Source organism: Alteromonas sp. MmMcT2-5 (assembly GCF_022348315.1).
Taxonomy (GTDB): Bacteria; Pseudomonadota; Gammaproteobacteria; order Enterobacterales; family Alteromonadaceae; genus Alteromonas; species Alteromonas macleodii.
The window spans coordinates 202,628-228,679 of sequence record NZ_JAKRFB010000001.1 but is presented as its reverse complement, the minus strand read 5'-3'; the positions used below and the strand labels follow the sequence as shown (position 1 = coordinate 228,679).

The following is a 26,052-nucleotide window of genomic DNA, read 5'->3' as shown; positions in this document are numbered from 1 at the left end:
ATGTCCCATGGTTTGGTAAAGCGTTTGTCATTATGTATATGTACAGCGCTTCTTGTTGCATCCTGTGCTAAGCAGAACAAACAAGCGTTTTACAATACGGGTATTATATACTGCTCTGAAAGCAATCCAGTTACCTTCAATCCGCAGCTAGATACATCAAGTACAACGTCAGATGCATCTTCACACCAACTCTACGACAGACTGCTTGATTTCGACCCTGAGTCTGGCCGCATTGTGCCTAGTTTGGCGAGTAGCTGGTTAGTGAGTGATGACGGTCTTACCTACGCTTTTCAACTGAGAAAGGATGTATGGTTTCACAATACGCGCTACTTCACGCCAACACGAAACTTTAACGCCGACGATGTTATCTTCAGTATAGACAGATGGCGCCTACGCTCCCATCCATACCACTACGTATCTGGTGGGCGCTATCCCTACTTTGAAAGCATAGGCCTTGCACAAAATATCGCGTCGGTAGAGCGCGTTAACGGCTACCGCGTTGAAATTACACTTAAGCGCAGGGATAGCTCATTTTTGGCAAATCTAGCAACCGATTTCGCCGTTATGTTATCAGAAGAGTATGCTAACCAGCTGGCACAGACCGGCACGCCGAGCAAAATCGATGAGCTTCCGGTAGGTACTGGCCCCTTTAAATTCGATAGCTATCGCAAAAACCATTTTATTAAGTTCCTGCGCCACGACAACTATTGGCGTGACCAGATGGAAGATGCGCGTACGAGTGATGAAGCCCTAAGCTATAGCAATACTGTAGAGAGTGCCAACCAAGAAGTTGAAAATGGCCAAGGTGGCGAAGATACTGTTCAAGATGGTACAGCACAAAACCGTGACGAAACGCGCCCCGTTGTAGAGCAGCTTATATTTGACATTACGCCAAGAAGTTCACTAAGACTGGCTAAATTAATGACCGGTGAATGTGACGCTACCGCTTTTCCTGCGCAGACTGAACTTGACGTGATTCGGACAAAAGAAGATCTGACGCTAGCGGAAAAACCAGGACTAAACGTTGGGTTTTGGGCGTTTAACACTCAACGCCCTCCTTTTGATAACCCAGATGTAAGACGTGCGCTAGCGGCCGCAATCGATAAGAACACATTGCTAGAAGCGGTGTATTTCGACAGTGCTACTAGAGCTAAGACCCTGCTGCCTGCGGCAAGCTGGGCGTTTCAAAATGACGCAGATGATACCGCCTACAATCCAGTTCTAGCGCGCAAATTATTAGCTGACGCCGGTGTTAAGGCCGGCTTTTCTATGACGATATGGGCTATGCCTGTTGAACGCTCTTACAATCCTAACGCAACAAAGATGGCCGAGCTCATTCAGCGTTATTTGCGTGATGTAGACGTAGAAGCAACCATTGTCAGTTACGATTGGACTACCTTCAGACGCCATCTTCAGGAAGGTCTGCACGACTCAGTATTAATTGGTTGGTCTGCCGACAACGGAGACCCAGATAACTTCTATCGTCCGCTATTAAGCTGTGGTGCTATACCCTCAGGTACAAATCGTGCCATGTGGTGCAGTGAAGACTATGATAAATTACTCAACGACGCCCTTCAGACAGATGATATTGAAGAGCGCGCAGCTATATACCGGCAAGTTAACCGATTATTATACGAACGCCTTCCTCTCGTTCCCATCGCACACGCCTACCGCTATCAGGCATACAGGAATGAACTAGAAGGAATGACCATTAATCCCTTTGGCGGTGTACGATTTGGTGGGGTAAAAAAAGCACTGTGATCCAGATCCTCGTAAGATACTGCACTTTATTTATATTAACGCTTTTGGTGTTAGCGATTATGTCGTTTTCACTCGCCTATCTTTTTCCAGGCGATACACTTGAAAATCTAACAGGACTCGTGCCGCAAAATGAAATTCAACGCGCAGCATTGGAGCGGCAATTTAAACTAGATCAGCCCTATGTTGTCCAGTTTTTCTATTATATAGGCAATTTGCTCACTGGTGACTGGGGATACAGCTTTACATCAGGCCTGCCGTTGAGAGAAGAGGTAGGTATTGCGATGCCAGCCACAATAGAACTGGCAACCTATGCCATGTTGATGGCCTTATTCATTGGTATACCGCTTGGTTATTATGCAGGGATTCGCAGCTATTCAACGTCTGATCACCTAATAAATAGTGCAAGTATAACGACCTATTCTTTTCCTGTTTTCTGGTTTGCGCTCCTGCTTATATTGGTTTTCAGTTTGCAGCTAGACGCTGCGCCGCTGTCGGGTCGTATCAGTTTGCTTTATAACATCGAACCCGTGTCAGGCTTTATTCTCATTGATATTTTATTGTCTGACGTAGAAAACAAGACCTTAGCCTTCAAAGATGCGTTATCGCACTTAGCATTACCTACGTTTGCCATTGGTGCTATCGCCACCGCTTCGATGATACGTATAACAAGACGTTCTGTTATAGACGTGAAACACCGCCCCTATATCGCTGCAGCAATATCTAGAGGCCTTTCAAGTTGGCAGATATTCTTTCGTCATATTCTGCGTAACGCGTTACTGCCCATATTACCGCTAATGGCGATACAAATTACAACATTAATAACAAACGCGATGATTGTCGAAACCTTGTTTTCTTGGCCGGGGATCGGTAATTGGCTGATTCAAGCTATTTATCAACGAGATTACCCTGCCCTTAGAATTGGTATGATGGCAGTATCCACGGTGGTAATTACACTCACGATTCTGGTTGATTTGTTTAACCGAATGATTGACCCAAGCAGAGAGAAATACGAACGTGCCACAGTTTAGTTTATACGACGAAGAATTCCATCCGTCGCCGTGGCAACGGACTTGGGCATCATTTAGAGCGAGCCACATCGCCATGATTGGCCTGATTATGCTGGCATTGTTTGTTGTGTGTGCGCTGTTTGCACCAATCATCACTCCCTATGATGCCGTGGAACAAAATATCGACGGACTGTTAATACCGCCTAGCTGGTTAGCTAATGGCTCTATATCGCACATTTTCGGTACTGATGCGTTGGGTAGAGACCTATTTACCCGCATAATTTATGGGTGTCGCATCACACTAGGCTCCGCATTCATTACTGTTGTGCTTGCCATGTTAGTCGGCGTTAGCCTTGGGACCTTTGCTGGCATGCTGCGAGGTGTTCGCTCAAGTATCGTCAACCACTTACTCGATGCACTTATGGCCATTCCCACGCTACTTATTGCGATTATTATCGTTGCAATATTGGGTACCGGTCTGGTTAACAGCATGTGGGCAATTACCCTTGCACTTATTCCACAGTTTGTGCACCACACAAGAAGTTTTGTGCGCGCCGAAATGAAAAAAGAATATATAGTGGCGTCTAAATTGGACGGTGCCAGTAGATGGCAACTTTTTGTTCATTCTATACTACCCAACATGACCGAAATGCTGGTTGTACAGGGCACGCTTGCACTTTCTATTGCCGTTATCGACATATCTGCACTTGGTTTTCTAAATTTAGGCGCACAGTCACCGCTTCCTGAACTTGGCGTTATTCTAGCTGATGGGCTAGATGTTGCTTATCTAGCACCGTGGAACGTTGCCGTCCCCGGCATGGCAATATTCTTCATGGTGCTATCTATCAACATTGTGGGTGACGGTTTACGTTCAGCACTTAGAAAAAGAGTGAGTCATTAATATGCCAATGCTTGATATTAAAAACCTCACCTTGGAAATGCAGAGCAGCGATGGCGCAATTAAAGCGTTGGACAAGGTTAACCTGTCAGTTAGCAGCGGGGAAATTCGCGCACTGGTAGGAGAATCAGGCTCAGGCAAAAGCTTGATCGTGTCCGCCATTTGCGGAGCCCTTCCTAGCCAATGGAATTTAACGGCTGACCGCATGAGTTGGAATGGTGAAAACCTGCTGAGTATGTCTGTGCAGCAGCGTCGTGAGGTAATGCGCCGAGAAATAGCGGTCGTATTCCAAAACCCACAGGCAAGTTTAGACCCATCGGCAACGCTTGGCGAGCAGTTGGAAGAGAGCATTCCCGATGAATTTGTTGAAGGGAGCTGGTTCTGGCAACGAGCACAACACCGCAAAAAGATCGCAATAAGCACCGTTCACAAAGTAGGAATAAAGCACCACAAGCATTATTTAAGCGCTTTTCCTCATCAAATACCGGCTGACATTGGTCAAAAATTCATGATTGCGATGGCCCTGGTTTCACAGCCTAAATTGCTCATCGCCGATGACCCAACTCGGGGAATGGAACCTACAACAAAAACACAAATTCTGAAGCTCTTCACGCGTTTGAATCAGACCCGCTCGCTCTCGATCTTGTTTGTTAGTCACGACCTACTGGCAATTGCAAGTATGTCTCACTCTATGACGGTGTTGTATGCAGGGCAGACTGTAGAATCAGGTAGAATGAAGCACATTAAGAAGCGCCCTCTGCACCCTTACACAAAAGCATTACTAGACAGCGCGCCGAGCTTCAGAAAAGATTTACCACCGAAATCGCTGCTACCCACGCTTGGTGGTTCTATTCCCACACTACAGCATTTGCCTATTGGTTGCCGATTAGGTCCGCGCTGCCCTCGTGCACAGCGCGCCTGTGTACAAACGCCAGCCGTGCGTAAAATTCACGATCACAATTACAGCTGTCACTTCCCTCTACATATGGAGAAGCTGTAATGGATATCATGCAGGTGAAAGATCTCACGTTTATTCATAACGAGAGGAAACGTTGGCTAAAACGTCCTGAAGTTTTTCAACTTGGTCCAGTGAACTTAAGCGTAAAGCGCGGTGAAACCATTGCAATTATTGGTGAAAACCGCTCAGGTAAATCCCTGTTGGCTAAGCTCTTGGTGGGTGCACTGCCTGCTGATGCAGGTGAAATTGAAATTAACACACACAAATATTTAGCCAAATATCAGTCTAAAGATAGCCAGCAAAAACGTACCCACGACATTCGTATGATCTTGCAGCATAGCTCCGAGTCGATGAATCCATCGGTTCCTGTGGGAAAAATTTTGGATGAGCCATTGCGTTTGAATACAGGCCTAAGCGAAGCAGAACGCAAACCAATTATAGAAGATATGTTGGTGAAGGTAGGCCTCTTGCGCGAACACTATTACTTTTATCGACATATGCTTTCTGATGGACAGCAGCAGCGCGTAGCGCTAGCCAGAGCCATTGTGTTAAAGCCCAAAGTGTTAGTGGCTGATGAACCCTTTGCAGCGTTAGACCCTTCCATTCGTTCGCAAACGGTGAATCTTATATTGAAGCTTCAGCAAGAACTTGGCTTGGCGTTTATCTTTATTAGTCACAACTTGGGTATTGTACGACACATTGCAGACAGGATTATTGTGATGGAAGGCGGTGAAATTGTAGAAGAAGGCAAGACCGAAACTATCTTTAGGTGGCCCCAGCATACGCGCACTAAGAAACTCGTTACCGCATACCAATCTCTGGTGCCACAAAACACAATTCGAGAATAAAGAGCTTATCGTTTGGGTGCTGTTTTCTTTGAGAAGCGCACTTACGTACCGAACTGGCACGCTCTACTCGTCACAAAAAGAAAACCCTAGAAAGCCTTTTTTTGAACAAACGCCATGCAATAAAAAAGGGGCAAATAAATTGCCCCTTGTACAGCAATGCATTTGTGCTTTCTAACCAACCAGAGCCAATAGAATACCTGCGGCAACCGCACTACCTAGCACGCCAGCCACGTTAGGCCCCATTGCATGCATAAGTAAGAAGTTATGAGGGTTAGCTTCTAGCCCAACTTTGTTCACCACTCTGGCTGCCATTGGTACAGCAGAGACGCCAGCTGCGCCAATCAGTGGATTTATACTGCCACCAGACAGCTTACTCATTAGCTTGGCCATGAGTACGCCTGCGGCAGTGCCTATACCAAACGCGATAGCCCCAAGCCCCAAAATACCTAAAGTCTCGACCGTAAGGAATGCTTCCGCTGATAACTTTGATCCTACTGCTAAACCAAGGAAAATAGTGACCGTATTGATGAGCTCGTTTTGGGCTGTTTTGCTCAATCTGTCTACCACGCCACACTCTTTCATTAAGTTACCGAAGCAAAACATGCCGACAAGCGGCGTAGCGGCCGGTAAAAACAAGATAGTCATAAACAGCACAGCAAGCGGGAAAATAATCTTCTCTCGCTTTGACACAGGTCGTAGTTGACCCATTTTTATCTCGCGCTCTTCTTTTGTGGTCAGCGCTTTCATGATAGGTGGCTGGATAATAGGTACCAACGCCATATAAGAGTATGCAGCGACTGCAATTGCACCAAGCAAATCAGGCGCAAGGCGTGAGGCGAGGAAAATGGCAGTAGGCCCATCCGCGCCACCTATGATAGCAATGGCGCTCGCGTCCTTTAACGTAAACTCAAAGCCAGGTATAAGGTTCAGCGCTATTGCGCCAAACAAGGTAGCAAAAATACCGAACTGCGCAGCTGCGCCAAGTAACAACATTTTGGGGTTAGCAATAAGTGCACTGAAATCAGTCATTGCGCCTACCCCCATAAAGATGAGCAGAGGAAATACCCCTGTATCTATGCCGATTTTGTATATGTAGTGCAGCAACCCACCCGCTTCTGAAAAACCAGCGATAGGGATGTTAGTAAGCAATGCACCAAAACCAATGGGCAGTAAAAGCAATGGCTCAAACTTTTTAACAATGGCCAAGTACAACAAGCCGAAACCCACTGCCATCATAATCAGCTGGCCGGCTTCAAAGTGCGCAAGCGCGGTACTATCCCAAAGTACCATTAACTTATCCATGTACTACCCCAATAAGATTAACGGTTGACCACTGGTTACGGCATCGCCCTCACCAACGGTAATGTCAGTAACAGTACCTGTAAATGCGGAGCGGATCTCTGTCTCCATTTTCATGGCTTCAAGGATCATCACCACATCGCCTTCTGACACGCTGTCGCCGTTTCTCACCAAGACTTTAAAGACGTTACCTGCAAGCGGTGCATCGATAGACTGTGAAGCGGTAGAGGCTGATGGCGCAGCGCTGTTGATTTGAGGCTGTGCTTGCGTCTGAGAGCCACTAGCAGGTGTAACGCTCGTCAGCGTACCTGAAGGTGCCACCTCTACGCGATACACTCTTCCATCTACGTTTACGTCGTAAGTTTCACTCGCGGTAGCCCCTTGTGAGCTTGACTTGGCTTCAGCAGGCTTAGGCGCACTCGAGCTTTGCGACTCTTGTGCGCTAGGTGCAGGTTCAAACGCATCAGGGTTGCCGCGGTTTTCGATAAACTTTAGGCCTATCTGCGGGAATAAGGCATAAGTCAAAACATCATCAATTTTATCGTCTGACAGCGAGAGTTGCTTTTTCTCAGCCAGTTCATCAAGCTCTTTACTCAGTGTATCCAGCTCTGGTGCAATATTGTCAGCAGGGCGACATGTCACGGGCTCTGCGCCATCAAGCACACGCGCCTGCAACTCCTTGTTTACTGGTGCTGCGGTAGCGCCATATTCACCTTTAAGAACGCCTGCGGTTTCTTTTGTAATGCTTTTGTAACGCTCGCCGGTGAGTACGTTAAGCACTGACTGCGTGCCCACGATTTGTGAGGTTGGCGTAACAAGAGGAATGAACCCAAGATCTTCCCTTACCCGTGGAATTTCTTTTAACACTTCTTCGAATTTATCTTCAGCGCCCTGCTCTTTAAGCTGACTTTCCATGTTGGTTAGCATTCCGCCCGGTACTTGAGCCAAAAGAATACGTGCATCTACCCCTTTGAGACTGCCTTCGAACTTGCTGTATTTCTTTCTTACCTCTCTGAAGTAACTGGCAATTTCTTCTAGTTCGGGTAGTGCAATACCCGTATCGCGCTCTGTACCTTCTACGATAGAAACCATGGTCTCAGTTGCACTATGACCATAAGTCATGCTCATTGAAGAAATAGCCGTGTCCAGCATATCAATGCCGGCATCGATAGCTTTTTGATACGTCGCCGTACTCAACCCTGTTGTGGCATGGCACTGCATGGCAATAGGTACATCAACCGTTTCTTTTAATCCGGTAATCAATGCCTCGCACTCGTACGGTTTTAAAAGCCCAGCCATATCTTTTACGCAGATAGAATGAACCCCTAGGTCTTCAAGCTGTTTCGCCATTTCGAGCCAAAGCTTAAGATTGTGCACAGGGCTTACCGTATAAGAAATTGTCCCTTGCGCGTGAGCGCCACTGTCTATGGTCGCTTTTATTGCGGTTTTCAAATTTCTAATGTCATTCATGGCATCAAAAATTCTAAATACATCTACGCCACTTTCGTGAGCACGCTCTACAAAGCGAGTGACAACATCGTCAGCATAATGGCGGTAACCCAATAGGTTTTGACCACGCAACAGCATTTGCTGTTTCGTGTTAGGCATGGCTGCTTTTAGCTTTCTGATGCGCTCCCAAGGGTCTTCCCCTAAATAACGAATACAGGCATCAAATGTAGCACCACCCCAAGATTCAACTGACCAAAAGCCAGCTTTATCTAGTTTTTCCGCTATGGGAAGCATATCTTCAATACGCATGCGCGTAGCAAGAAGGGATTGGTGGGCATCACGCAGAACCAGCTCGGTAAGGGCCAGAGGCTTAGACATGGTAACTCCTGATTAGGCTTTATTTTTTAGAATTTTGGCGATGGGTATGAATTGCGGCAGAAATAGCTGCGATAACGTTTCCGTCTATTCCTGGTTGTACCGCTTGATTGTTTCGACTCAAATTAGCTGAAGGCCCTTTTAAATGAGCTGAAGGCTCTGCTGTTTCACCGGGAAAAGCTTCACAAAATCGGGCAATGAGATGAATACCCACAATAAGAAGCCCTAAGAATGAGAAAACAAATACCATTCCTATAAGCATAAGAGAACCCGCTTCAAAGAGCAGGCTAGCGACGGATCCCGAATTCATATTCAATCCTGTTGTTATTTTGTACCTGAATAAGTATCACGTGGTTTTTCAAAACACAACAAAGCAGCATAAAAAACCACTTTAAAATGAATAAAACCCGCCAAAAATGAAACTTAATGCATTATTCTTTAATAAATTTGCAACAAAAGTATATTTTAGGAATTAGCATAAGCGTTGCCGATGCCAGCAATCTACGTTTACGTTCATTTATACTCACGCCTTAATGCAAGCCTATATTTTCCGTAAAGTCACTGTCTAGCTGTTTAGCGAAATCTTTCGCATGCATCGCCAACAATACCAATCCGCATAGATAATCGCCCACTCAGAAGGCGCTGGCAAGTTTCCTAGCAAAGCGTGGGAATGCAGGAATGGCTGTTCCCTTTCAAATTCCCAGAATGCAGCTAGGAAGCTTGCCAGACCTTCCCAAAGGGCGAGTTTAAAATGTCCGTACTCTTTGTTGTGTCACCTTGATGTAGAACCACTATACCTACGGTAACACGCCGCGATTACGAACATTTTAACTCTCGCTGAGTGAGTGATTATCTATGCGGACTGGTATAAATCTAACTGCATATGTCGTTCATCCTCGGGTACGTAAGCAGGCACATTTACTGGGTTTCCCTCACAGTCCACCGCCATAAAAGTTATAAAACAGCGATTTGCGACCGACGTAGTGTTTTCCGTGGCGTCGCCCGATTTAACCACAACATAGATATGCATACTTGACGCACCAGTGTGTACCAACGATGCGGTTATTTCTACGAGTTGACCTACCTTTATTGGCTTTATAAAGCGAATACCGTTCGATGAAACTGTAACGCAATAGCATTTCGACCACTGCGCGGCACAGGCATAGGCTGCTTGGTCAATCCATTTCATTAAGCTGTTATAGAGAGCATGCCACCGTGAACGTTACCGCCAAAGTTGACGTCGGTAGGTTCTGCTAAAAATCGAAAAGTAGTAGATGGATGTGCCATAGCGTACCTCGCGCTTTACTGCTGTTAAACACATTAAGTTTAGCTTAAATTTTAAACAGCGCGCTTAGACGAAAGTGGAGAGAACAAAAATAAAAGGAGTAGAAATGAAAAACCCACCTAAAAAGGTGGGTTTTTCAATATGGCGCGTGTGGAAGGATTCGAACCTCCGACCGCCTGGTTCGTAGCCAGGTACTCTATCCAGCTGAGCTACACACGCGTAAACTTGTGTACTTTTGAATTCTACCTCAAAAGGTGACGCTTTAAAATAAGTGGCGCGTGTGGAAGGATTCGAACCTCCGACCGCCTGGTTCGTAGCCAGGTACTCTATCCAGCTGAGCTACACACGCGCAAAACTTGTTGTTGGCCGTCACTGCCAACAAATAATGGCGGAGAGGGAGGGATTCGAACCCTCGATACGCGTATATGCGTATGGTTCCTTAGCAGGGAACTGGTTTCAGCCACTCACCCACCTCTCCTTGACTGCGGGGTGCATTTTACGGATTCATTGGCCTGAGTCAAACCTTTTTTATAAAGAAATTGTTCACCCGCTGCCATTTTAAACGATTCGAGCAAAAAACCAGTAATTTGTTCGCAATACAAGCAATTAAACCGAATTTTATTTAACGATGTTCGTTAATTTGCATTTGAATATGCGCAGCTTCATTGCAGTTTTAACTGACCCGCCTTAATAATTTAGTCAATTTTTCAAAAATAATATCAAAAAGTTTTGAATTTATTTGTTCTTAACCAAGTACGCTGATCCATATTACTTACTTAAGTTATTTAAAAACGCTCCAAAATCTCAAATAAAGCGGTAAATGTCTCGATTTAAAAATCGTCCACCCAGAAGGCATTGTGCTAGAAAAAAGCTGTGCACAACCCAGAGACTTAACTTGGTCGTTAGCGCGAGACATCACAACGTCATTTCTGGCGAAATAGAACAGAAACAATAGACTTGCGCTAAAGCCCGATAAGATTTACTCACTTAAAACAAAAAAGGCCAGCGTAAGCTGACCTTTTCCAATGAAGCGTATAATGCAATTATTCTGCAGAGCCTGGCTGACCGCCTTTTTCTGCTTGAATGCGCATGTATATCTCTTCACGGTGCACAGAAACTTCTTTTGGTGCATTCACACCGATACGTACCTGATTCCCTTTTACACCTAGTACGGTAACGGTTACATCGTCACCAACCATAAGCGTTTCACCAACTCGACGAGTCAAAATAAGCATTCGCTTGCTCCTGTTCCTTAATACTGAACATCATCCATTAAGATTTGCCAACCCATCGGCACGACCCGATGGAAGCGACAGTGATTCCATGTTTCTGCGTCACTTCAAAAACTCACTGTTATACACAAAAATAATTATAGCTTATCTTGTAACCAAGCGTTAACCGAATCTAGCGCCTGGCCCAAGTTTTCAGGCTGGTCACCGCCTGCCTGTGCCATATCTGGACGACCGCCCCCTTTGCCACCTACTTGTGATGCAACAAAGTTAACTAGCTCGCCCGCTTTAACTTTACTAGTGAGGTTTTTAGTAACGCCAGCAATAAGATTCACTTTCGCGTCATTAGCCACACCTAATACTACGATCCCTTCACCAATTCGGTTTTTAATGTCATCCATCATTGAACGCAATGACTTCGCTTCAACACCTTCCAAATTCGCAATAAGAACTTTAACGCCATTTATCTCTACTGCATTACTAAGCATATCAGCACCTTGCTGACTCGCCAGTTTTTGTTTCGCAGAATTGAGTGCTTTTTCTAGTTCTTTAGTCTGATTTTGTAGAGAAACTACGCGATCAAGTACATTTTGGCTGTCTGTTTTCAATAACGCAGACAATGAAGACAGTGTCGCTTGTTGGGTTTGCACGACTTCAAGTGCATGCTCGCCAGTAACTGCTTCGATACGTCGAACGCCCGATGCAATACCCGCTTCACTGGTAATTTTAAACAAGCCAATATCACCAGTACGTGTAACGTGAGTACCACCACATAGCTCAACAGAGAATGGCCCCATGGTTACCACGCGAACTTTTTCGTCGTACTTTTCACCAAATAGCGCCATTGCGCCTGATGCTTTGGCTTCATCCAAATCCATTAGTTCAGTTGCTAACGTGTGGTTTGCACGTATTTCTTGGTTAACTCGTCTTTCAATCTCAGCAAGTTGCTCAGCCGTTACTGCCTCAAAATGCGAGAAGTCAAAACGCATGCGCGGCGCTTCAACCAATGAACCTTTCTGAGTTACGTGCTCACCTAAAATTTCACGCAGTGCTGCATGAAGTAAATGCGTTGCGCTGTGGTTCTTTTTAATGGCTTCACGATTTGCTGCATCAATCGCTGCGGTTGCCGTATCACCTTTAGATACCGAACCTTTAGCAATACCTTTGTGTGCAAACGCATTACCCATTTTTTGGGTGTCTGTAACGATGAATTCACCGTTTGCCACGCGAAGCACACCTTTGTCACCTGCCTGACCACCGCTTTCAGCGTAGAACGGTGTGCTGTCTAATACCACAACGCCTTCTTGACCGTCTTCAAGCTTCTCAACAAACGCATTGTCGGCAATAAGTTCAACCACATTCGCCTGGCCTTCTACATCGGTGTACCCAGTAAATGAGGTTGTGTGGTCAATGGCGAGTTTACTATTGTAGTCTGCACCAAAGTTGCTAGCCTGCTGTGCACGGGCACGCTGTGCTTGCATAGCAGCTTCAAAACCTTCTTCGTCAATCTTAAGGTCGTGCTCACGTGCTACATCATTGGTTAAGTCAGTAGGGAAACCATAGGTGTCGTAAAGCTTGAACACTACGTCACCCGGCACTGTGTCGCCTTCTAGAGTTTCTAATGTATCGTTTAGGATAGCCATACCACGGGCTAACGTTTTGCTAAACTGCTCTTCTTCAACACGTAGTACTTTTTCAATTACCGGTAGCTGGTCTACAAGTTCTGGATACGCTTCACCCATTTCTTTGGCAAGTGATGCTACAAGCTTATAGAAGAAAATATCGTTTGCGCCAAGCTGATAGCCGTGGCGGACAGCGCGACGAATAATGCGACGTAATACGTATCCGCGCCCTTCATTTGATGGCATAACGCCATCGCAAATTAAGAAGCTGCACGAACGAATGTGATCGGCGATAACCCGTAGCGATTTATTTTCTAAATCTTCGCTTCCAACAATTGATGCTGCTGATTTGATCAAGTTTTGGAAAAGGTCGATCTCGTAGTTGCTGTGCACGTTCTGCAAGATAGCGGAAATACGCTCTAGGCCCATACCGGTATCGATTGAAGGCTTAGGGAGTGGCTCCATGGTACCGTCAGCTTGTTTGTTAAACTGCATAAATACCAGGTTCCAAATTTCGATAAAGCGGTCGCCGTCTTCTTCTGGTGTTCCCGGAGGACCTCCCCAAATGTGCGCACCGTGATCGTAAAAGATTTCAGAACAAGGACCACATGGACCGGTATCGCCCATAGACCAGAAGTTATCTGACGTACTAATGCGAATAATCTTTTCTTTTGGAACACCAATATGGTTTTCCCAGATGTCGAACGCTTCGTCATCTTCAGAATAAACGGTGACTAAGAGCTTTTCTTTTGGCAAACCAATTTCTTTGGTAAGGAAATTCCACGCAAACTCTATCGCTTCTTTTTTGAAATAATCGCCAAAGCTGAAATTACCCAGCATTTCAAAAAAGGTATGGTGACGCGCAGTGTAACCTACGTTCTCAAGGTCGTTATGCTTACCACCTGCGCGAACGCAGCGCTGTGACGATACCGCACGGGTATAGCTGCGTTTTTCCGCACCTAAAAAACAGTCTTTAAACTGGTTCATGCCCGCGTTGGTAAAAAGAAGTGTGGGATCATCTGCCGGAACCAGTGACGAGCTCGCCACCGCTTGGTGGCCATGGCTTTTAAAATAATCGATAAACTTGTTACGTAAGTCAGCAGTTGATAATGTCATTGAAAACCTAACTTCCTTTATTCTATTTTTGAAACGTGCGATTTGCCTGTTCTAATGAGCTTTATAATCGGGGCAGTTTGCGAATACGCAATACGCTTATCCTCGCTATAATTCTCTGGATAATTAAAATGCACACAAATTTGCGCAACAATACCATGGATAACGCAATTTTGTTAAGTGTAACGGGGAGAAGATAGGCTCAAATTTCACTTTAAGTAGACGAAAATAGCCAGTATTCATAAAACGAATCGCCAACGGCATCTATTTGTCGGTCAACATGAGCGTAAACCAGCCGTTTTAGCTAGTTTCGTTTGCGCTTACCGCATATTCAATGTGATCTTGGTAAAAACCACGATATTGAAGAAATTGTTTCTGCTTTTGTCTCAATGCGAATTCGGTTTCATAAAACTCGCCAAACTTTTTCTCTTTTACTTTTTTAGCACTTTCAAACCAGTCAGCGTCAATCTCTCTCATTGCGTGTTCTGCAGTACTTTCATCTACACCGTATTGCTGTAAGTCTAATTTAATTGCGCGGGGTCCCTTCCCTTTTAAATACAGTGCGCGAGCTCGGCTTTCTGCAAATCTAGCATCGCTTTGGATATCAGCATCTTTGAATTCCTCCAGAATAGGCATGAAAGCATCACTCGCTATTCCCTTCTGCTGCAACTTTCGCATAATCTCGTTAAAGCTATGCTCTCGTCGTGCCAGCATGCGAGTAATCGCGTCGGTAATGATTTTTCGGTCGAACTCTGACATTTTTGTAAACTTACTCTTCTGTATTAAACGTAGAAACCGCGTTATTTTAGCGTTAATTACTCGTACATTGCGACTATCTAGCGTTTTACGCACTTAACCTCTACATGATGTAAACTGCATGACAGCATCCAACTATCGCATAACAATAATAGATTCGATTGAACAGATCTCTAAAGAGCGCTGGCAATACCTCGCAAAAGAATCGGGTCCTTTCGTTTCTTATGAATTTTTACATGCGCTAGAACGCAGCGGCTCGTGCAGCAATGAATCTGGGTGGCAGCCTTGCCATATTGCTATAGCGAAAGATCAGCATGGGGCTGTTAATCTCGTTATTCCCGGCTACCTGAAAACTCACAGCTACGGTGAATACGTGTTTGACCACGCATGGGCTAATGCTTATGCACAGCACGGTCTCGACTATTATCCTAAATGGATATCGGCCATCCCCTTCACGCCTGTAACAGGCTCTAGACTACTTTCTGATGGGCACATTGCGCTTACTCCGTCACTTTTAAGTGAACTGGAAAATACATTGACAGCGCATGTAGAGTCCGTTTTTGGTGAGGCTTTATCTTCTTTTCATTGGCTATTTCCCAATGAAAGCACCTCAGCTCAACTTATTGGTAAAGACGAGCCTGAGGCCAGTGAATTAGCCGATGATTTGCCTAATGACCAATTCAAAGTTCAACCCAGTATTCCCAACCACTACCTGACCCGATACGCGGTTCAGTTTCAGTGGCATAACTACGGTTATGGTGATTTCGACGATTTTCTTAACGCGCTTACTTCCCGCAAAAGAAAAGATATCAAGAAAAGTCGACGTAAACTGAACGAGCAATGCGTCCGCTTCACCCATCATACCGGCAGTGAGATTAGTCCAGAGACACTGCAGTTTTTCACAAAGTGTTACAAAGCAACCTATTTAAAACGAAGCGGTCACGTGGGATATTTGAACGATGCGTTCTTTGAGCAGCTAGTCGAGAGCATGAGCGATAACATGCTTATAGTTACGGCAATAGAGAATGAGGTAGCAGTAGCCAGCGCCCTCTTTTTCTATGATGAGACAGGACTGTATGGCAGATACTGGGGAGCACTGAAAGAAATAGACGGGCTACATTTTGCCTGCTGTTATTTTGAAGGCATTGAATTCGCCATTGAGAAAAAGCTATCGCTTTTTAATCCCGGCACCCAAGGTGAACATAAAATACTTCGAGGCTTCGAGCCCATTTATTGCCGTTCTCATCACAAATTACAACATCCGTCGTTTCACACTGCTGTAGCAGACTTTTTACAGCGAGAAACGCCACATATCGCAAGCTATTTTAATCAGGCACGGAATGCTTTACCGTTTAACAAGGAATTTGTGCCTACTTTAAAAACAACGAGTGTCACTGCACCTAACGACGACACTTATAATCACAACGAGAAAAACGATGAAATATAAACTTCTTGCCGTAGCGATTGCGGCATCTTTGGGACTTGCTGGTTGCGGTCAGCCTGAAAAAGCCCAAGAGCAAACCAGCAATGTTGAAGCGCCAGAAATGAAGGGCGAAGCGGAACTAGGCTCTTTTGGCGTAGACTTGACCGCTCGTAATGAAGCGGTAAAACCTGGTGATGACTTCTTCATGTACGCGAGCGGTACATGGTACGACAACTACGAGCTGCCCGCTGACAAAACTCGCTACGGCGCGTTTACGGGTCTTGCAGAGCGTAGTGAAGAGCAAGTTAAAAACATCATTGATGGGCTAATGGAAAAATCTTCGCTTAATGCAGAAGAGAAGCTTGTTCACGACTTTTTCGTTGCTTATATGGATACAGATACCATCAACGAAAAAGGTATTGAGCCAATTAAAGACGTACTCACGTCTATCGATAGCATTGAAAACAAAACTGACCTAACCAAAGCATTTGGTAACAGCTGGTTAGTAGGCTCAACCACGCCAATTGGCGGCGGTATGTGGTACAACCGCCTTGACCCAAATGAATACCAATTAAGTGTTGGTGTTGGTGGTTTAGGCCTTCCTGATCGCGACTACTACCTGAGCGATAGCGAACGTTTTGTTAAAATTCGTGAAGCTTATGTAGCGCACATCGAGCAGATGCTAAATTTTGCAGGCGAAGAAAACGCAGCTGAAAAAGCGGCTAACATTCTTGCCCTTGAAACACAAATTGCAGAAATTCAGTGGCCTCGCGAAAAACGCCGTGACCGCGATCTTACTCTTAACCAGATTGAACGTAGCAAGCTGTCTGACGAGTACCCTGGCTTTGATTGGGATACGTATTTTGCTCAAACCGGTTATAAGGTACCTGAGCTAAATATTACACAGCCTGAGCCAGTAAAAGACGTTATTAAAATTATCAACGAAGCTGATCTCGCTGATTGGAAGTCGTACTTGAAATATCACACTATTTCAAACAATGCGGATTTCCTTTCTGAAGATATCTACCTAGCCAACTTTGACTTCTTTGGTCGTACACTAAGCGGTCAGCAAGAGCCTCGTCCTCGTTGGAAACGCGCAGTGAGCCAAATGTCTGGTACTGAGTCACTTGGTTTTGCTATCGGCAAGATTTACGTAAACGAATACTTCCCAGAAAGCTCAAAAGAGCAGATGGCGGAGCTGGTTGAGAACTTGCGTACAGCACTAGGTGAGCGTATTGAAAACCTAGACTGGATGAGCGAAGAAACCAAGGTAAATGCCAAAGAAAAGCTAATGGCATTTAACCCTAAAATTGGCTACCCAGACGAATGGCAGTCTTTCGACGGCGTAACCATCAGCGACAAAGACTTAGTAGGCAATGTTCGAAACCTACGCACATTCTTCCAAGACCAATCGGTAGAACGTGAGCTAGAGAAAACAGATCGCAATCGCTGGGGTATGACACCGCAGCGCGTTAACGCCTACTACAATAGCTCGTTTAACGAAATTGTATTCCCAGCGGCTATTTTGCAACCACCATTCTTTGATCCAAACGCCGACGCAGCAGTTAACTACGGTGCAATCGGTGCGGTAATTGGTCACGAAATGGGACATGGTTTTGACGATCAAGGCTCGAAGTCAGATGCAAACGGTATTCAGCGCAACTGGTGGACCGATGCTGACCGCGCAGCGTTTGAAGAAAAAGCAGATATGCTAGCCGAGCAATACAGCCAGTACGAGCCTATCGAAGGTAACTTCGTAAATGGTCGCAACAGCTTGGGTGAAAACATTGGTGACGTGGGTGGTCTAGCCATGGCTTACCACGCCTACAAACTTAGCCTTAACGGCAAAGAAGCACCGGTAATTGACGGCCTAACAGGCGATCAGCGTTTCTTCCTTGCATGGGCACAAGTGTGGAAAGAAAAACGCACTGAAGAAAGCATGTTGAATCAACTTCGCGCAGGTACACACGCGCCAGGTCGTTATCGTGCACAAGCTCCAAGAAACCATGATGCATGGTATGAAGCGTTTGACGTGAAACCAGGTGATGCACTTTATCTTGCGCCTGAAGAACGCGTTAGAATTTGGTAGCTCATTGAGTTTAGCACTTAGTGAGCACATGCTAGCTTCTCGCGCCGGATAGAGATTTGTATCTGGCGCCAGCTAATACCAGTCCGCATAGCTCATTTAGAAAGTGTAGATAATTAAAAAGGGCGGTTCGACTTATCTCGAACCGCCCTTTTTATTTCTCTAATCAGTATTCGATCAGTGGTACTTATACGCCAGCCGCGAGTACTTGTTTAACTTCCGTTTGCTTATTTATCTTCCGTATTGGGCAACTAAATCGCGAACGTATTGCTTACAACGGGCTACAGCTTCTGAAAAATCACCGTTACCCACACTGCCCATGGAATAACGAAGCCAATACCCATCAATTAATGCAGCGGTAGACGCAGCGGCGTTTTTGACCTGCTCAGGTTTAAGTAGCTTGCGGTAACTAAACGCTAAATTACGCTCTAAGCGTTTGTGGTTAATACACTGCAAACGATGCAAGCCTTCGTTGTGTAGTGACAACGCCCAGAAGTTAAACCAGGTATTGGTGGCGGAACTCGCCCCTTGCGTTTGTGAAAAGTTATTTTCAATAATGAAATCTATCCGCTCTAGGGGATCGTCAATACGCTGCGTGATTTTTAGCGCATCGAGAAGGTGGCGCATCGTTGCTTCAATTAAACCTTGCTTGTCACCAAAATAGTGACTGATTATCCCTGAAGAAAGCCCAGCTCTTCTACTAATTAAGCTAATCGTTGTACCGTGATAGCCAACTTCTGCCATCACTTCTAGCGTTGCTTCTATTAATTGCTTCTTGCGAACTGGCTCCATTCCCACCTTGGGCATGCTACAACTCCAAACCTTAAATCTAAAAAATAACCTGCGACAGCACAATGCCGCCGCAGGCATGATATCACGATTAAAAGGTTAAGCGTGCGTTGACTGCAACAGCGCGAGGTGCGCCAATCCAAAATGCACCTGGTGCAATGGTAGACGCATAGTCTTCATCAAACAGGTTGTTTACTGTTAAACGCACTTCTAGCTCTTCAGCACCTGAACCAATGTTTTCGATAAAGCCGCCAATATAGAAGTCGCTAACGATATAGTCATCAACTTGTGCCGCATTATCAATATCCAGGTAGCGGCTATCAACGTACTTGGTAGACAGGCCTGCAAAGTAGTTATCGCGTGCCCAATCAAGACTAATTACCGCCATAGTGTCAGGCGTACCGATAACCGTATTACCTTCAATAGCTACCAGTGACACTTCAGGGTTTTCAGGGTCAGCGATGGCTGCCAGCGCATCGTCAAGTGTATCGTATTGCGTACCTGAACTACCTACCGTCGCAACATATTCTGACTCGCTTAAGGTAATAGAAGTGAACAACGAAAACTCTTCGGTTAACATAATGTCTGCTGAAATTTCAAAACCGCTAGACTCAATACCGCCCACGTTTTTGTATCCACCCGCGGCTGCTTCAAGAAAGTCTATACCCTCTGAGGTTTCGTTACTGGTAAATTGAATACGGTCGTTAAACTCAATATTGTAGTAGGTCACGCTGGCATTGAAACCAGGTGAAGAGTAGCGGAAACCTACGTCAATGTTGTCAGCGGTTTCTGGCTTTATAAAGCGAAGGTCAGTATCGTTGCGCTCTAGTTGTGCATCTTTGATTGCCGCAAAGTTCTCACCGTAACCTGCGAAAACTTCCACTCCTTCAATGGGTAAAGGTGCAACGATACCGGCAGAGAATAAGGTATCTGAGTCAGTATTCACCGCTAAGTTGTTGGCTGAATCAAAGTTGTCCGTTTTCTCGATATCTACGTTAAACTTCTTGGCACCAGCGCGAATGCGGGCAAAGCCTAGATCAAGCTCATCTTCCACATAGTACATCAAGGTATCAACTGGGAAGGTTCTGTCGTACTGCACCCAGTAAGGCACGTTGTCATAATCGACGCTAATAGACGAGTTGGTAATTTTATGCCAATCGCGAGACTCGCCACGCTCATAGTCTTCCCACCAAATACCAAAACGTACGGTATTATCAAAATCACCAATTTTGGTGTACCACACAGCATCAGCATTAATGCCAAAACGCTCTTTATCATAATGGGTGTGACGATATGAGCCCACGGGAATAGCGCCTTGCGCATGACAGCCTGGGTCATATTCTGCACCTGCACCACCATAAGGGAAGGTCAGTGAGCTTTGACACCCCTCAATAGGGCTTAGCTGGTTGCCTTGTCTATCAACAAAGTAGATTTGTCCCAGCTCCTCTCCACCGAATACCGTATTTCCAACAATAAGCTCTGAGTGCCCTTCTGCTCCGTCATCAGTGATATCAACAATATAGGGTGGAACCCATTCGCCGCGTCCTTCATTGTCGTGATAATACACGTTAGTCATAAAATCGACCTGGCCAATAGTAAAGTCAGCCTGTAAATAAGCGAAAAGGTTTTCGCGTAGGGTAGACCAACCTCGACGATACGCCTGATCTTGATAAGGCACGCCTGTCCACTTGTCAGTTAACTGGTCCCAATCTGGATTTTGCTCATATTGCGCCAGCCCGTATATGCGCTGGTAGTTATCTTCGTGGGTATCGTCGTAAGACAGGTAACCTGTAAGAGACACGTCGTTAACGGTAGAGATAAACTTCATGGCTAAATGATCACGGGTGTTCTCTGCTGCCTGCTGCATAAAGTCAGAACTTTCTTGACTTGAAAGGCTTATCCACGCGTAAGTATCTTTAAAGATTTCGCCTGTTTCGTAGCGTACATAATATTTTGACGCATCAAATGAACCCGCAGTCACACTGGTTATTAAGCCCTGCTCCGCAGACGGGTTAATGGTGGTGAAATTCAGTGTGCCGCCCAAGGCTTCGTGTGAACGGGAAGCGATATCCGCCGTACCCTGAGAAACTTCAACGCCTTTTACGTTTTCGGTATCAATATAGCGATTCGCTTTCGCGCCACCACCGTAATTCGAGTTACCGTTGGCGATGCCATTTACCGTCATGCCAATTTGCTGCTCGTTTAGGTTTACTTGAAAGCCACGAATAACAATAGACGTTGACCAGTCATCAGCCCCAAAGGTATCACCTTCGTTAATAAGCACACCCGGCAGGTTATCAACCGCGGCTAACACACTGCTAAGATTAGCCTGTTGTTTAAACATATCGTCGCTTGTTGCGTTATTCGCGTAAGAAACGCTTCGCCCAACAACGGTAATTTCTTCTATGCGCTCTTCGTCAGCACGCTCTGCTTCCTCTGCCCACGCCACTGTAGGTGTAGTCATAGACGAAAGTGCTGCAAGTACAGCTAACGAGAGTTTATTGTGTGTTTTCATGTGTTTCCCAAAGTAGTTGTGTAATGTTTACTCACTACTCTAGGGAGGAATTGTTACAGTAGCGTTAAGTTTAATTGAACAATCAATTAATAAAACATTTTCCATGTTTGTTTATTCAATGACATCCAAGTAAACACGCATCAGCTATAAACTGCCCCAGAAATTTAGCAAAGAAATCTTTGCCTAACAGACACAAAAAAGCCCTCACTAAGGAGGGCCAAAAGGGAAAGGTTTATCTTACCTTGATATTACTTCACGACTGCGTTGCGGCTTGAAAACGGGTGTTTTTGCTTTCAGTCCCGGCTACTTGCTTTTCTGCGTAAAGCAAGGCGTCGTGTAGCGTGTCAAAGTTGGGGATCCCTGGGTGCGCTTCGTTTACGCCCTCAAGCACCTTATTGACTTCTGCATTAGCACCACAAATAACCAGCTGACGACCTGCCGCTAGTGCATCTGAGGTAACTGTATCAACTGCCATCGCAGCAGAAACATCCATAAGTGGAACGCGCGAGAAATCTAAAATGGTGACTTTAGAACCCGGTTTCACACGCTCACGAACGTGGTGGCCCAAATCGGCAGCCGCACCAAAGCTTAGTGGCCCGCCAAAACTAAAGATTGATACTTTGTCTTTAAGAGATTCCAATAGCTCATTTTCTTTAGGGTCGTTTAACGACTCAGGGATTTTCTTAAGCTCTTCAATTTGCAGCTGTGCGATTTGCTTAACGTAAGCTAATGCTGCGAATACCACGCCAACACCAACTGCTGTGATCAGATCTACAAATACCGTTAGCGCAAGCACCATAATCATGAGGCCGAAGTCCCAACGGGGGCCTTTGTGAGCGCGCTTCAAGTAACTCCAGTCGATGATATCTAAGCCAACTTTAACCAAGATACCAGCAAGAACTGCGTGAGGAATTTGCGCTGCTAGCGGGCTAAGACCTAACACAATTGCTAGAAGAACTAGTGCGTGTACCATACCTGAAATGTTGTACTTACCACCGCTACGGATATTTACAACAGTACGCATCGTTGCGCCTGCACCTGCGATACCGCCGATAAGACCAGCAAATGTATTACCAATACCTTGGCCGATTAGCTCTTTGTTACTATCGTGACGGGTACGCGTCATGTTATCAGCAACAAGAGATGTAAGTAGACTATCGATGGCTCCCAGCACAGCTAGAATAAACGCGGCTTCAAGAATAAGCAGTGCTTTGCTTTGGTCAAATACTGGAAGGTGAAGGCTAGGTAAACCCGTCGGGATATCACCAAGAATTGGCACAGACAACGCTAAACTTACAAGCGTGCCAATGATAAGTGCAGCCAGTGCACCAGGCACATACTTGCCTAGTTGCGGTGGCCATTTGTAGGCAATAACCAAGGTACCAAGGCCTAACGCCAAGGTTGCAAAATCAATATCGGCAAGCGCGGTTGGCAAGTATGTCAATGCGCCGATTGTTCCACCTGGAGGCTCATGGCCCAGTAAGCGGCCGATTTGAAGAATAATGATGATTGCACCGATGCCCGACATAAAGCCCGATATTACCGGGTAAGGCACTAGGCGAATGTATTGACCAATACCAAGGACACCAAAAACAATCTGGAATATACCGGCCAATATCACCGCTGTGAATATAAGGCTGGTGTCGCCCGATAGACTTGCGAACAAGCCTGCAAGAACAACAACCATAGGCCCCGTTGGACCAGAAATCTGTGCTGGTGTACCACCGAAAAGTGCGGCAAAAAAGCCAACCGCAATAGCACCGTACAGACCCGCCATTGGACCTAAGCCTGACGCGACACCAAGTGCAAGCGCCAGTGGTAAAGCAACGATACCGGCTGTTAAACCGCCGGTAAAATCGCCTCGTAGGTTTGAAAGGTTAATTTTTACCATCGTTATAGACCTTATTCACCGCGAGCAAGTTGTGCTTCGGCAGTAGACTCGTCCATTACATCAAATTCACCAGACTCAGTGTTGTAGTAAAGCACTTCACCTGAACCAATGTTATATACCCATCCGTGAAGCTTAACCTGACCTGTTGCAATTTTTGCAGCAACAGCAGGGTGAGTACGAAGGTGCTGAATTTGCTGAACAACGTTCTCTTTCGTTACCGCTTCTAGATCGTCAATAGAAAGGTCTGAATGGCCACAGCGCTCTTTAACAACTTCAGTTGCAACACGGCAATGACCTAGCCACTCTTTTACATGCGGAAGCGCACTTAAGCCTTCAGGGTTGATGGCGCCTTTCATTGCACCACAGTCAGTATGGCCACAAATAACAATGTGAGAAACGCCCAGTGCAGCAACTGCAAACTCAATAGACGCTGTCATGCCACCAGTTTGGTTGCTGTGAGGAGGTACGATGTTGCCCGCATTACGGCAGATAAATAGTTCACCCGGATCAGTTTGTGTTACTAAGTTCGGGTCGATACGTGAATCAGAGCACGTAATGAAAAGCACTTCAGGGTTCTGCCCAGTAGCTAGTTTTTGAAACGTAGCTTTTTTGTTTGGGTAAACTTCTTTCTGGAATTTGGCAACACCTGAGATAACGTGATCCATATATAACTCCCAATTTTTTAATAATTGTAATGATTATGTAATTACGCCAGTTTCACCTGATAGATTAATAGTTTAATATACTAACTCGCGATAGCTAAATACTATCACTGCTTACGTAACACTACGCATAAGCATAGTAAGAGAGAGCCATTTTCACCATGCAATTCAACGGAAAGACCCCGTCAATTAACCAAATCCGCTATTTTGTTGCAGTGGCTAAATACCTAAGCTTCAGGCAAGCAGCGGGAATACTGGGAATTAGTCAGCCTACTCTGACCAGTCAGATCAGTGCGCTAGAAAACCTTTTAGGGCTAACGCTTTTTGAACGATCACGCACGGGAACGCTGTTATCTCCCCAAGGTAAAGCCTTGCTTGATGCAGCGGAAGAGGTGCTGCAGGCCTCTCAACGGTTCAGCGAAATTGCACGAGACTTGTCCGAGGGTGAGGTTGTAACCTACCGGTTAGGGATACCGCCAACACTAGGGCCTTATTTACTTCCCTTTGTGCTACCAGATCTGCACAAACGGAAGCCCGGCTTGCGCTTCTATGTTCGAGAAGGCGCCCCTAGCGCACTGCAACACGGTCTACTGCGTGGTGAATATGACCTAATTCTTTCCCCACTTTCAGGCGAAAACTCTCAATTGATCACGCAACCACTCTTCAAAGAGCCTTTAAAATTCGTCACGCCTTCTGATCACAAATTGTCAGGAAAAGCCTATGTTAAGCCAGAAGAAATAAGCGGCGAGAAAGTGTTAACACTCGAAGACCGACATCACTTTCATCATCAAGTGCAGCGCATTTGCGATGAGATTGGGGCAGATTTACAGCGTGATTATGAGGGCACCAGCCTCGATACTTTGCGTCAAATGGTGGTAATGGGCATGGGTGTAACGTTCCTACCAGGGCTTTATATTCATTCTGAGTTGCACAAGCCTGAAGCGTTACACGTGTGTGAGATTGCCGATATGCCTATTGAGCGTCAGCACTCATTAGCGTGGAGAAACACTGCGCCTGGACGAAAGACCTTTAGAGAAATATCAATTATCATAAAAGAGATAATTGAAACTCGCCTGTCGGACGCCGTGACTATAGTCAGTGCTGCCCCAAGCCCTCTTCAAAAACGTTAAACTGGTTGTAATTTATTATGATTGATAGACAACATTTACGAATAGTAAGAGCGATAGATGCTGAAGGCACGATGACAGAAGCGGCAAAATCGCTTTTTCTAACCCAGTCAGCGTTAAGCCACGCAATGAAAAAGTTGGAAGCCCATTTTGACGTACCGCTTTGGAAAAAAGACGGCAGAAGACTCACGCTGACTCAGGCGGGTCAGAGTGTATTGGGCTTAGCTCACCGAGTTTTACCCCAGTTTGAGCATACTGAAGCCCAATTACGCAGATTCGCCGATGGTAAACAGGGCATATTACGTATTGGGATGGAGTGCTACCCGTGTTTTGAATGGTTGCTCAAGGTAGTGGCGCCTTTTTTGAAAGCCTTTCCAGATGTTGATGTAGATGTACGCCGAGCGTTCTCTTTTGGCGGTTTACAAGCCCTTCACGGGTACGATATTGATATATTGCTCACGCCAGACCCTCTTTCACTTGAAACCATTACCTACACGCCAGTGTTCGAATATGAACAAGTGTTGGTAATGGATAAGCACCACCCTTTGGCAGAGAAACCATTTGTTACACCGAAAGACTTAAGCAATGAGACCCTTATCACCTACCCCGTAGAACTCAGTCGACTGGACGTATTCACGCATTTTCTTACTCCTGCCAATTGCACAGTGAGGCAACATAAAACGATTGAAACCACAGAGATCATCTTACAAATGGTAGCAGCGGGACGTGGTGTTACTGCGCTACCTAAATGGTTAATTGATGAATCAAAAGAAAGCGATCTCCTGACTTGTCGGTCGCTTGGTGAACAAGGCGTATCAAAAACGCTGTACTTGGGTCATAGAAAAGCGCAGGACGTATTGGGGTTTGTAGATGATTTCATTGCCCTTTCGCAAACGCACAAGCCATAGGTTTTCCAAACTTTATTTCGGAAACTTATGTCAAACTAAGGAATAAAACAA

19 protein-coding genes, 3 tRNA genes and 1 pseudogene are annotated in these 26,052 nt (G+C 45.5%); 9 read left to right on the top strand and 14 right to left on the bottom strand.

Annotated features, from left to right (window positions below; genetic code table 11):
- Genes MHN09_RS01045 through MHN09_RS01025 form a run of 5 tightly spaced genes read left to right on the top strand, consistent with a single transcriptional unit; the run spans position 1 to position 5,472 of the window.
- A complete protein-coding gene (locus MHN09_RS01045; protein WP_239238638.1) occupies positions 1-1,761 on the top strand; it encodes an ABC transporter substrate-binding protein in 1,761 nt (586 codons plus the stop codon).
- A 59-nt stretch (positions 1,762-1,820) separates the two neighbouring features.
- Complete coding sequence (locus MHN09_RS01040) at positions 1,821-2,789, top strand: ABC transporter permease (protein ID WP_239238635.1); 969 nt, start codon at positions 1,821-1,823, stop codon at positions 2,787-2,789.
- On the top strand, positions 2,776-3,669 hold the full coding sequence (locus MHN09_RS01035) for an ABC transporter permease subunit (RefSeq protein ID WP_168463664.1): 894 nt from the start codon (positions 2,776-2,778) through the stop codon (positions 3,667-3,669). Before MHN09_RS01040 ends, MHN09_RS01035 begins: the two co-directional genes overlap by 14 nt.
- Before the next feature lies 1 nt (position 3,670).
- The gene (locus MHN09_RS01030) at positions 3,671-4,666 is read left to right on the top strand and encodes an oligopeptide/dipeptide ABC transporter ATP-binding protein (protein ID WP_014978627.1); all 996 of its coding nucleotides are present in this window, start codon (positions 3,671-3,673) and stop codon (positions 4,664-4,666) included.
- On the top strand, positions 4,666-5,472 hold the full coding sequence (locus MHN09_RS01025) for an ATP-binding cassette domain-containing protein (protein WP_014948676.1): 807 nt from the start codon (positions 4,666-4,668) through the stop codon (positions 5,470-5,472). Before MHN09_RS01030 ends, MHN09_RS01025 begins: the two co-directional genes overlap by 1 nt.
- Before the next feature lie 171 nt (positions 5,473-5,643).
- Here the strand turns inward: MHN09_RS01025 and MHN09_RS01020 are convergent, their stop codons facing one another.
- From MHN09_RS01020 to MHN09_RS00975, 10 genes and pseudogenes are all read right to left on the bottom strand, one after another.
- Positions 5,644-6,774 (bottom strand): sodium ion-translocating decarboxylase subunit beta, encoded by a 1,131-nt coding sequence (locus MHN09_RS01020; RefSeq protein WP_014948675.1) that lies wholly within the window; start codon positions 6,772-6,774, stop codon positions 5,644-5,646.
- A gap of 3 nt (positions 6,775-6,777) precedes the next feature.
- Positions 6,778-8,598, bottom strand: coding sequence for a sodium-extruding oxaloacetate decarboxylase subunit alpha (oadA, locus tag MHN09_RS01015; RefSeq protein WP_239238632.1), 1,821 nt, complete (start codon positions 8,596-8,598; stop codon positions 6,778-6,780).
- Between the two features lie 19 nt (positions 8,599-8,617).
- Positions 8,618-8,905: an OadG family transporter subunit gene (locus tag MHN09_RS01010; protein ID WP_239238629.1), complete on the bottom strand. Its 288-nt coding sequence runs from the start codon at positions 8,903-8,905 to the stop codon at positions 8,618-8,620.
- A 543-nt stretch (positions 8,906-9,448) separates the two neighbouring features.
- Positions 9,449-9,882: pseudogene (locus MHN09_RS01005) on the bottom strand (acyl-CoA thioesterase).
- A 140-nt stretch (positions 9,883-10,022) separates the two neighbouring features.
- Positions 10,023-10,099 (bottom strand) — tRNA-Arg (locus MHN09_RS01000).
- Positions 10,100-10,152: 53 nt separating this feature from the next.
- Positions 10,153-10,229, bottom strand: a tRNA-Arg gene (locus MHN09_RS00995).
- 37 nt (positions 10,230-10,266) lie between these two features.
- Positions 10,267-10,358, bottom strand: a tRNA-Ser gene (locus tag MHN09_RS00990).
- 565 nt (positions 10,359-10,923) lie between these two features.
- Positions 10,924-11,115, bottom strand: a complete 192-nt coding sequence (gene csrA / locus MHN09_RS00985; RefSeq protein ID WP_012517705.1) for a carbon storage regulator CsrA — start codon at positions 11,113-11,115, stop codon at positions 10,924-10,926.
- 134 nt (positions 11,116-11,249) lie between these two features.
- A complete protein-coding gene (alaS, locus tag MHN09_RS00980; protein ID WP_014948671.1) occupies positions 11,250-13,847 on the bottom strand; it encodes an alanine--tRNA ligase in 2,598 nt (865 codons plus the stop codon).
- A gap of 297 nt (positions 13,848-14,144) precedes the next feature.
- Complete coding sequence (locus tag MHN09_RS00975; RefSeq protein ID WP_101563718.1) at positions 14,145-14,603, bottom strand: regulatory protein RecX; 459 nt, start codon at positions 14,601-14,603, stop codon at positions 14,145-14,147.
- A gap of 118 nt (positions 14,604-14,721) precedes the next feature.
- Between MHN09_RS00975 and MHN09_RS00970 the strand changes: the two genes are divergently transcribed.
- Both MHN09_RS00970 and MHN09_RS00965 read left to right on the top strand, forming a co-directional pair.
- Positions 14,722-16,047 (top strand): GNAT family N-acetyltransferase, encoded by a 1,326-nt coding sequence (locus tag MHN09_RS00970; protein WP_168463529.1) that lies wholly within the window; start codon positions 14,722-14,724, stop codon positions 16,045-16,047.
- Positions 16,037-18,112, top strand: a complete 2,076-nt coding sequence (locus MHN09_RS00965; RefSeq protein ID WP_049587665.1) for a M13 family metallopeptidase — start codon at positions 16,037-16,039, stop codon at positions 18,110-18,112. The genes MHN09_RS00970 and MHN09_RS00965 overlap by 11 nt, the downstream gene beginning before the upstream one ends.
- A gap of 228 nt (positions 18,113-18,340) precedes the next feature.
- On the opposite strand, the gene betI is transcribed toward MHN09_RS00965, so the two are convergent.
- From betI to MHN09_RS00945, 4 genes are all read right to left on the bottom strand, one after another.
- Positions 18,341-18,916, bottom strand: coding sequence for a transcriptional regulator BetI (gene betI / locus MHN09_RS00960; protein ID WP_269719572.1), 576 nt, complete (start codon positions 18,914-18,916; stop codon positions 18,341-18,343).
- 73 nt (positions 18,917-18,989) lie between these two features.
- Positions 18,990-21,413, bottom strand: a complete 2,424-nt coding sequence (locus MHN09_RS00955; protein ID WP_168463527.1) for a TonB-dependent receptor — start codon at positions 21,411-21,413, stop codon at positions 18,990-18,992.
- Positions 21,414-21,666: 253 nt separating this feature from the next.
- A complete protein-coding gene (locus MHN09_RS00950) occupies positions 21,667-23,304 on the bottom strand; it encodes a SulP family inorganic anion transporter (protein ID WP_049587661.1) in 1,638 nt (545 codons plus the stop codon).
- Between the two features lie 11 nt (positions 23,305-23,315).
- Positions 23,316-23,969 (bottom strand): carbonic anhydrase, encoded by a 654-nt coding sequence (locus MHN09_RS00945; RefSeq protein ID WP_014948664.1) that lies wholly within the window; start codon positions 23,967-23,969, stop codon positions 23,316-23,318.
- 158 nt (positions 23,970-24,127) lie between these two features.
- On the opposite strand from MHN09_RS00945, the gene MHN09_RS00940 reads away from it, so the two are divergent.
- Both MHN09_RS00940 and MHN09_RS00935 read left to right on the top strand, forming a co-directional pair.
- Positions 24,128-25,096 (top strand): hydrogen peroxide-inducible genes activator, encoded by a 969-nt coding sequence (locus tag MHN09_RS00940; RefSeq protein WP_168463526.1) that lies wholly within the window; start codon positions 24,128-24,130, stop codon positions 25,094-25,096.
- A gap of 17 nt (positions 25,097-25,113) precedes the next feature.
- Positions 25,114-26,001, top strand: coding sequence for a LysR family transcriptional regulator (locus MHN09_RS00935; RefSeq protein WP_039223024.1), 888 nt, complete (start codon positions 25,114-25,116; stop codon positions 25,999-26,001).
- The last annotated feature ends 51 nt before the right edge of the window (positions 26,002-26,052 follow it).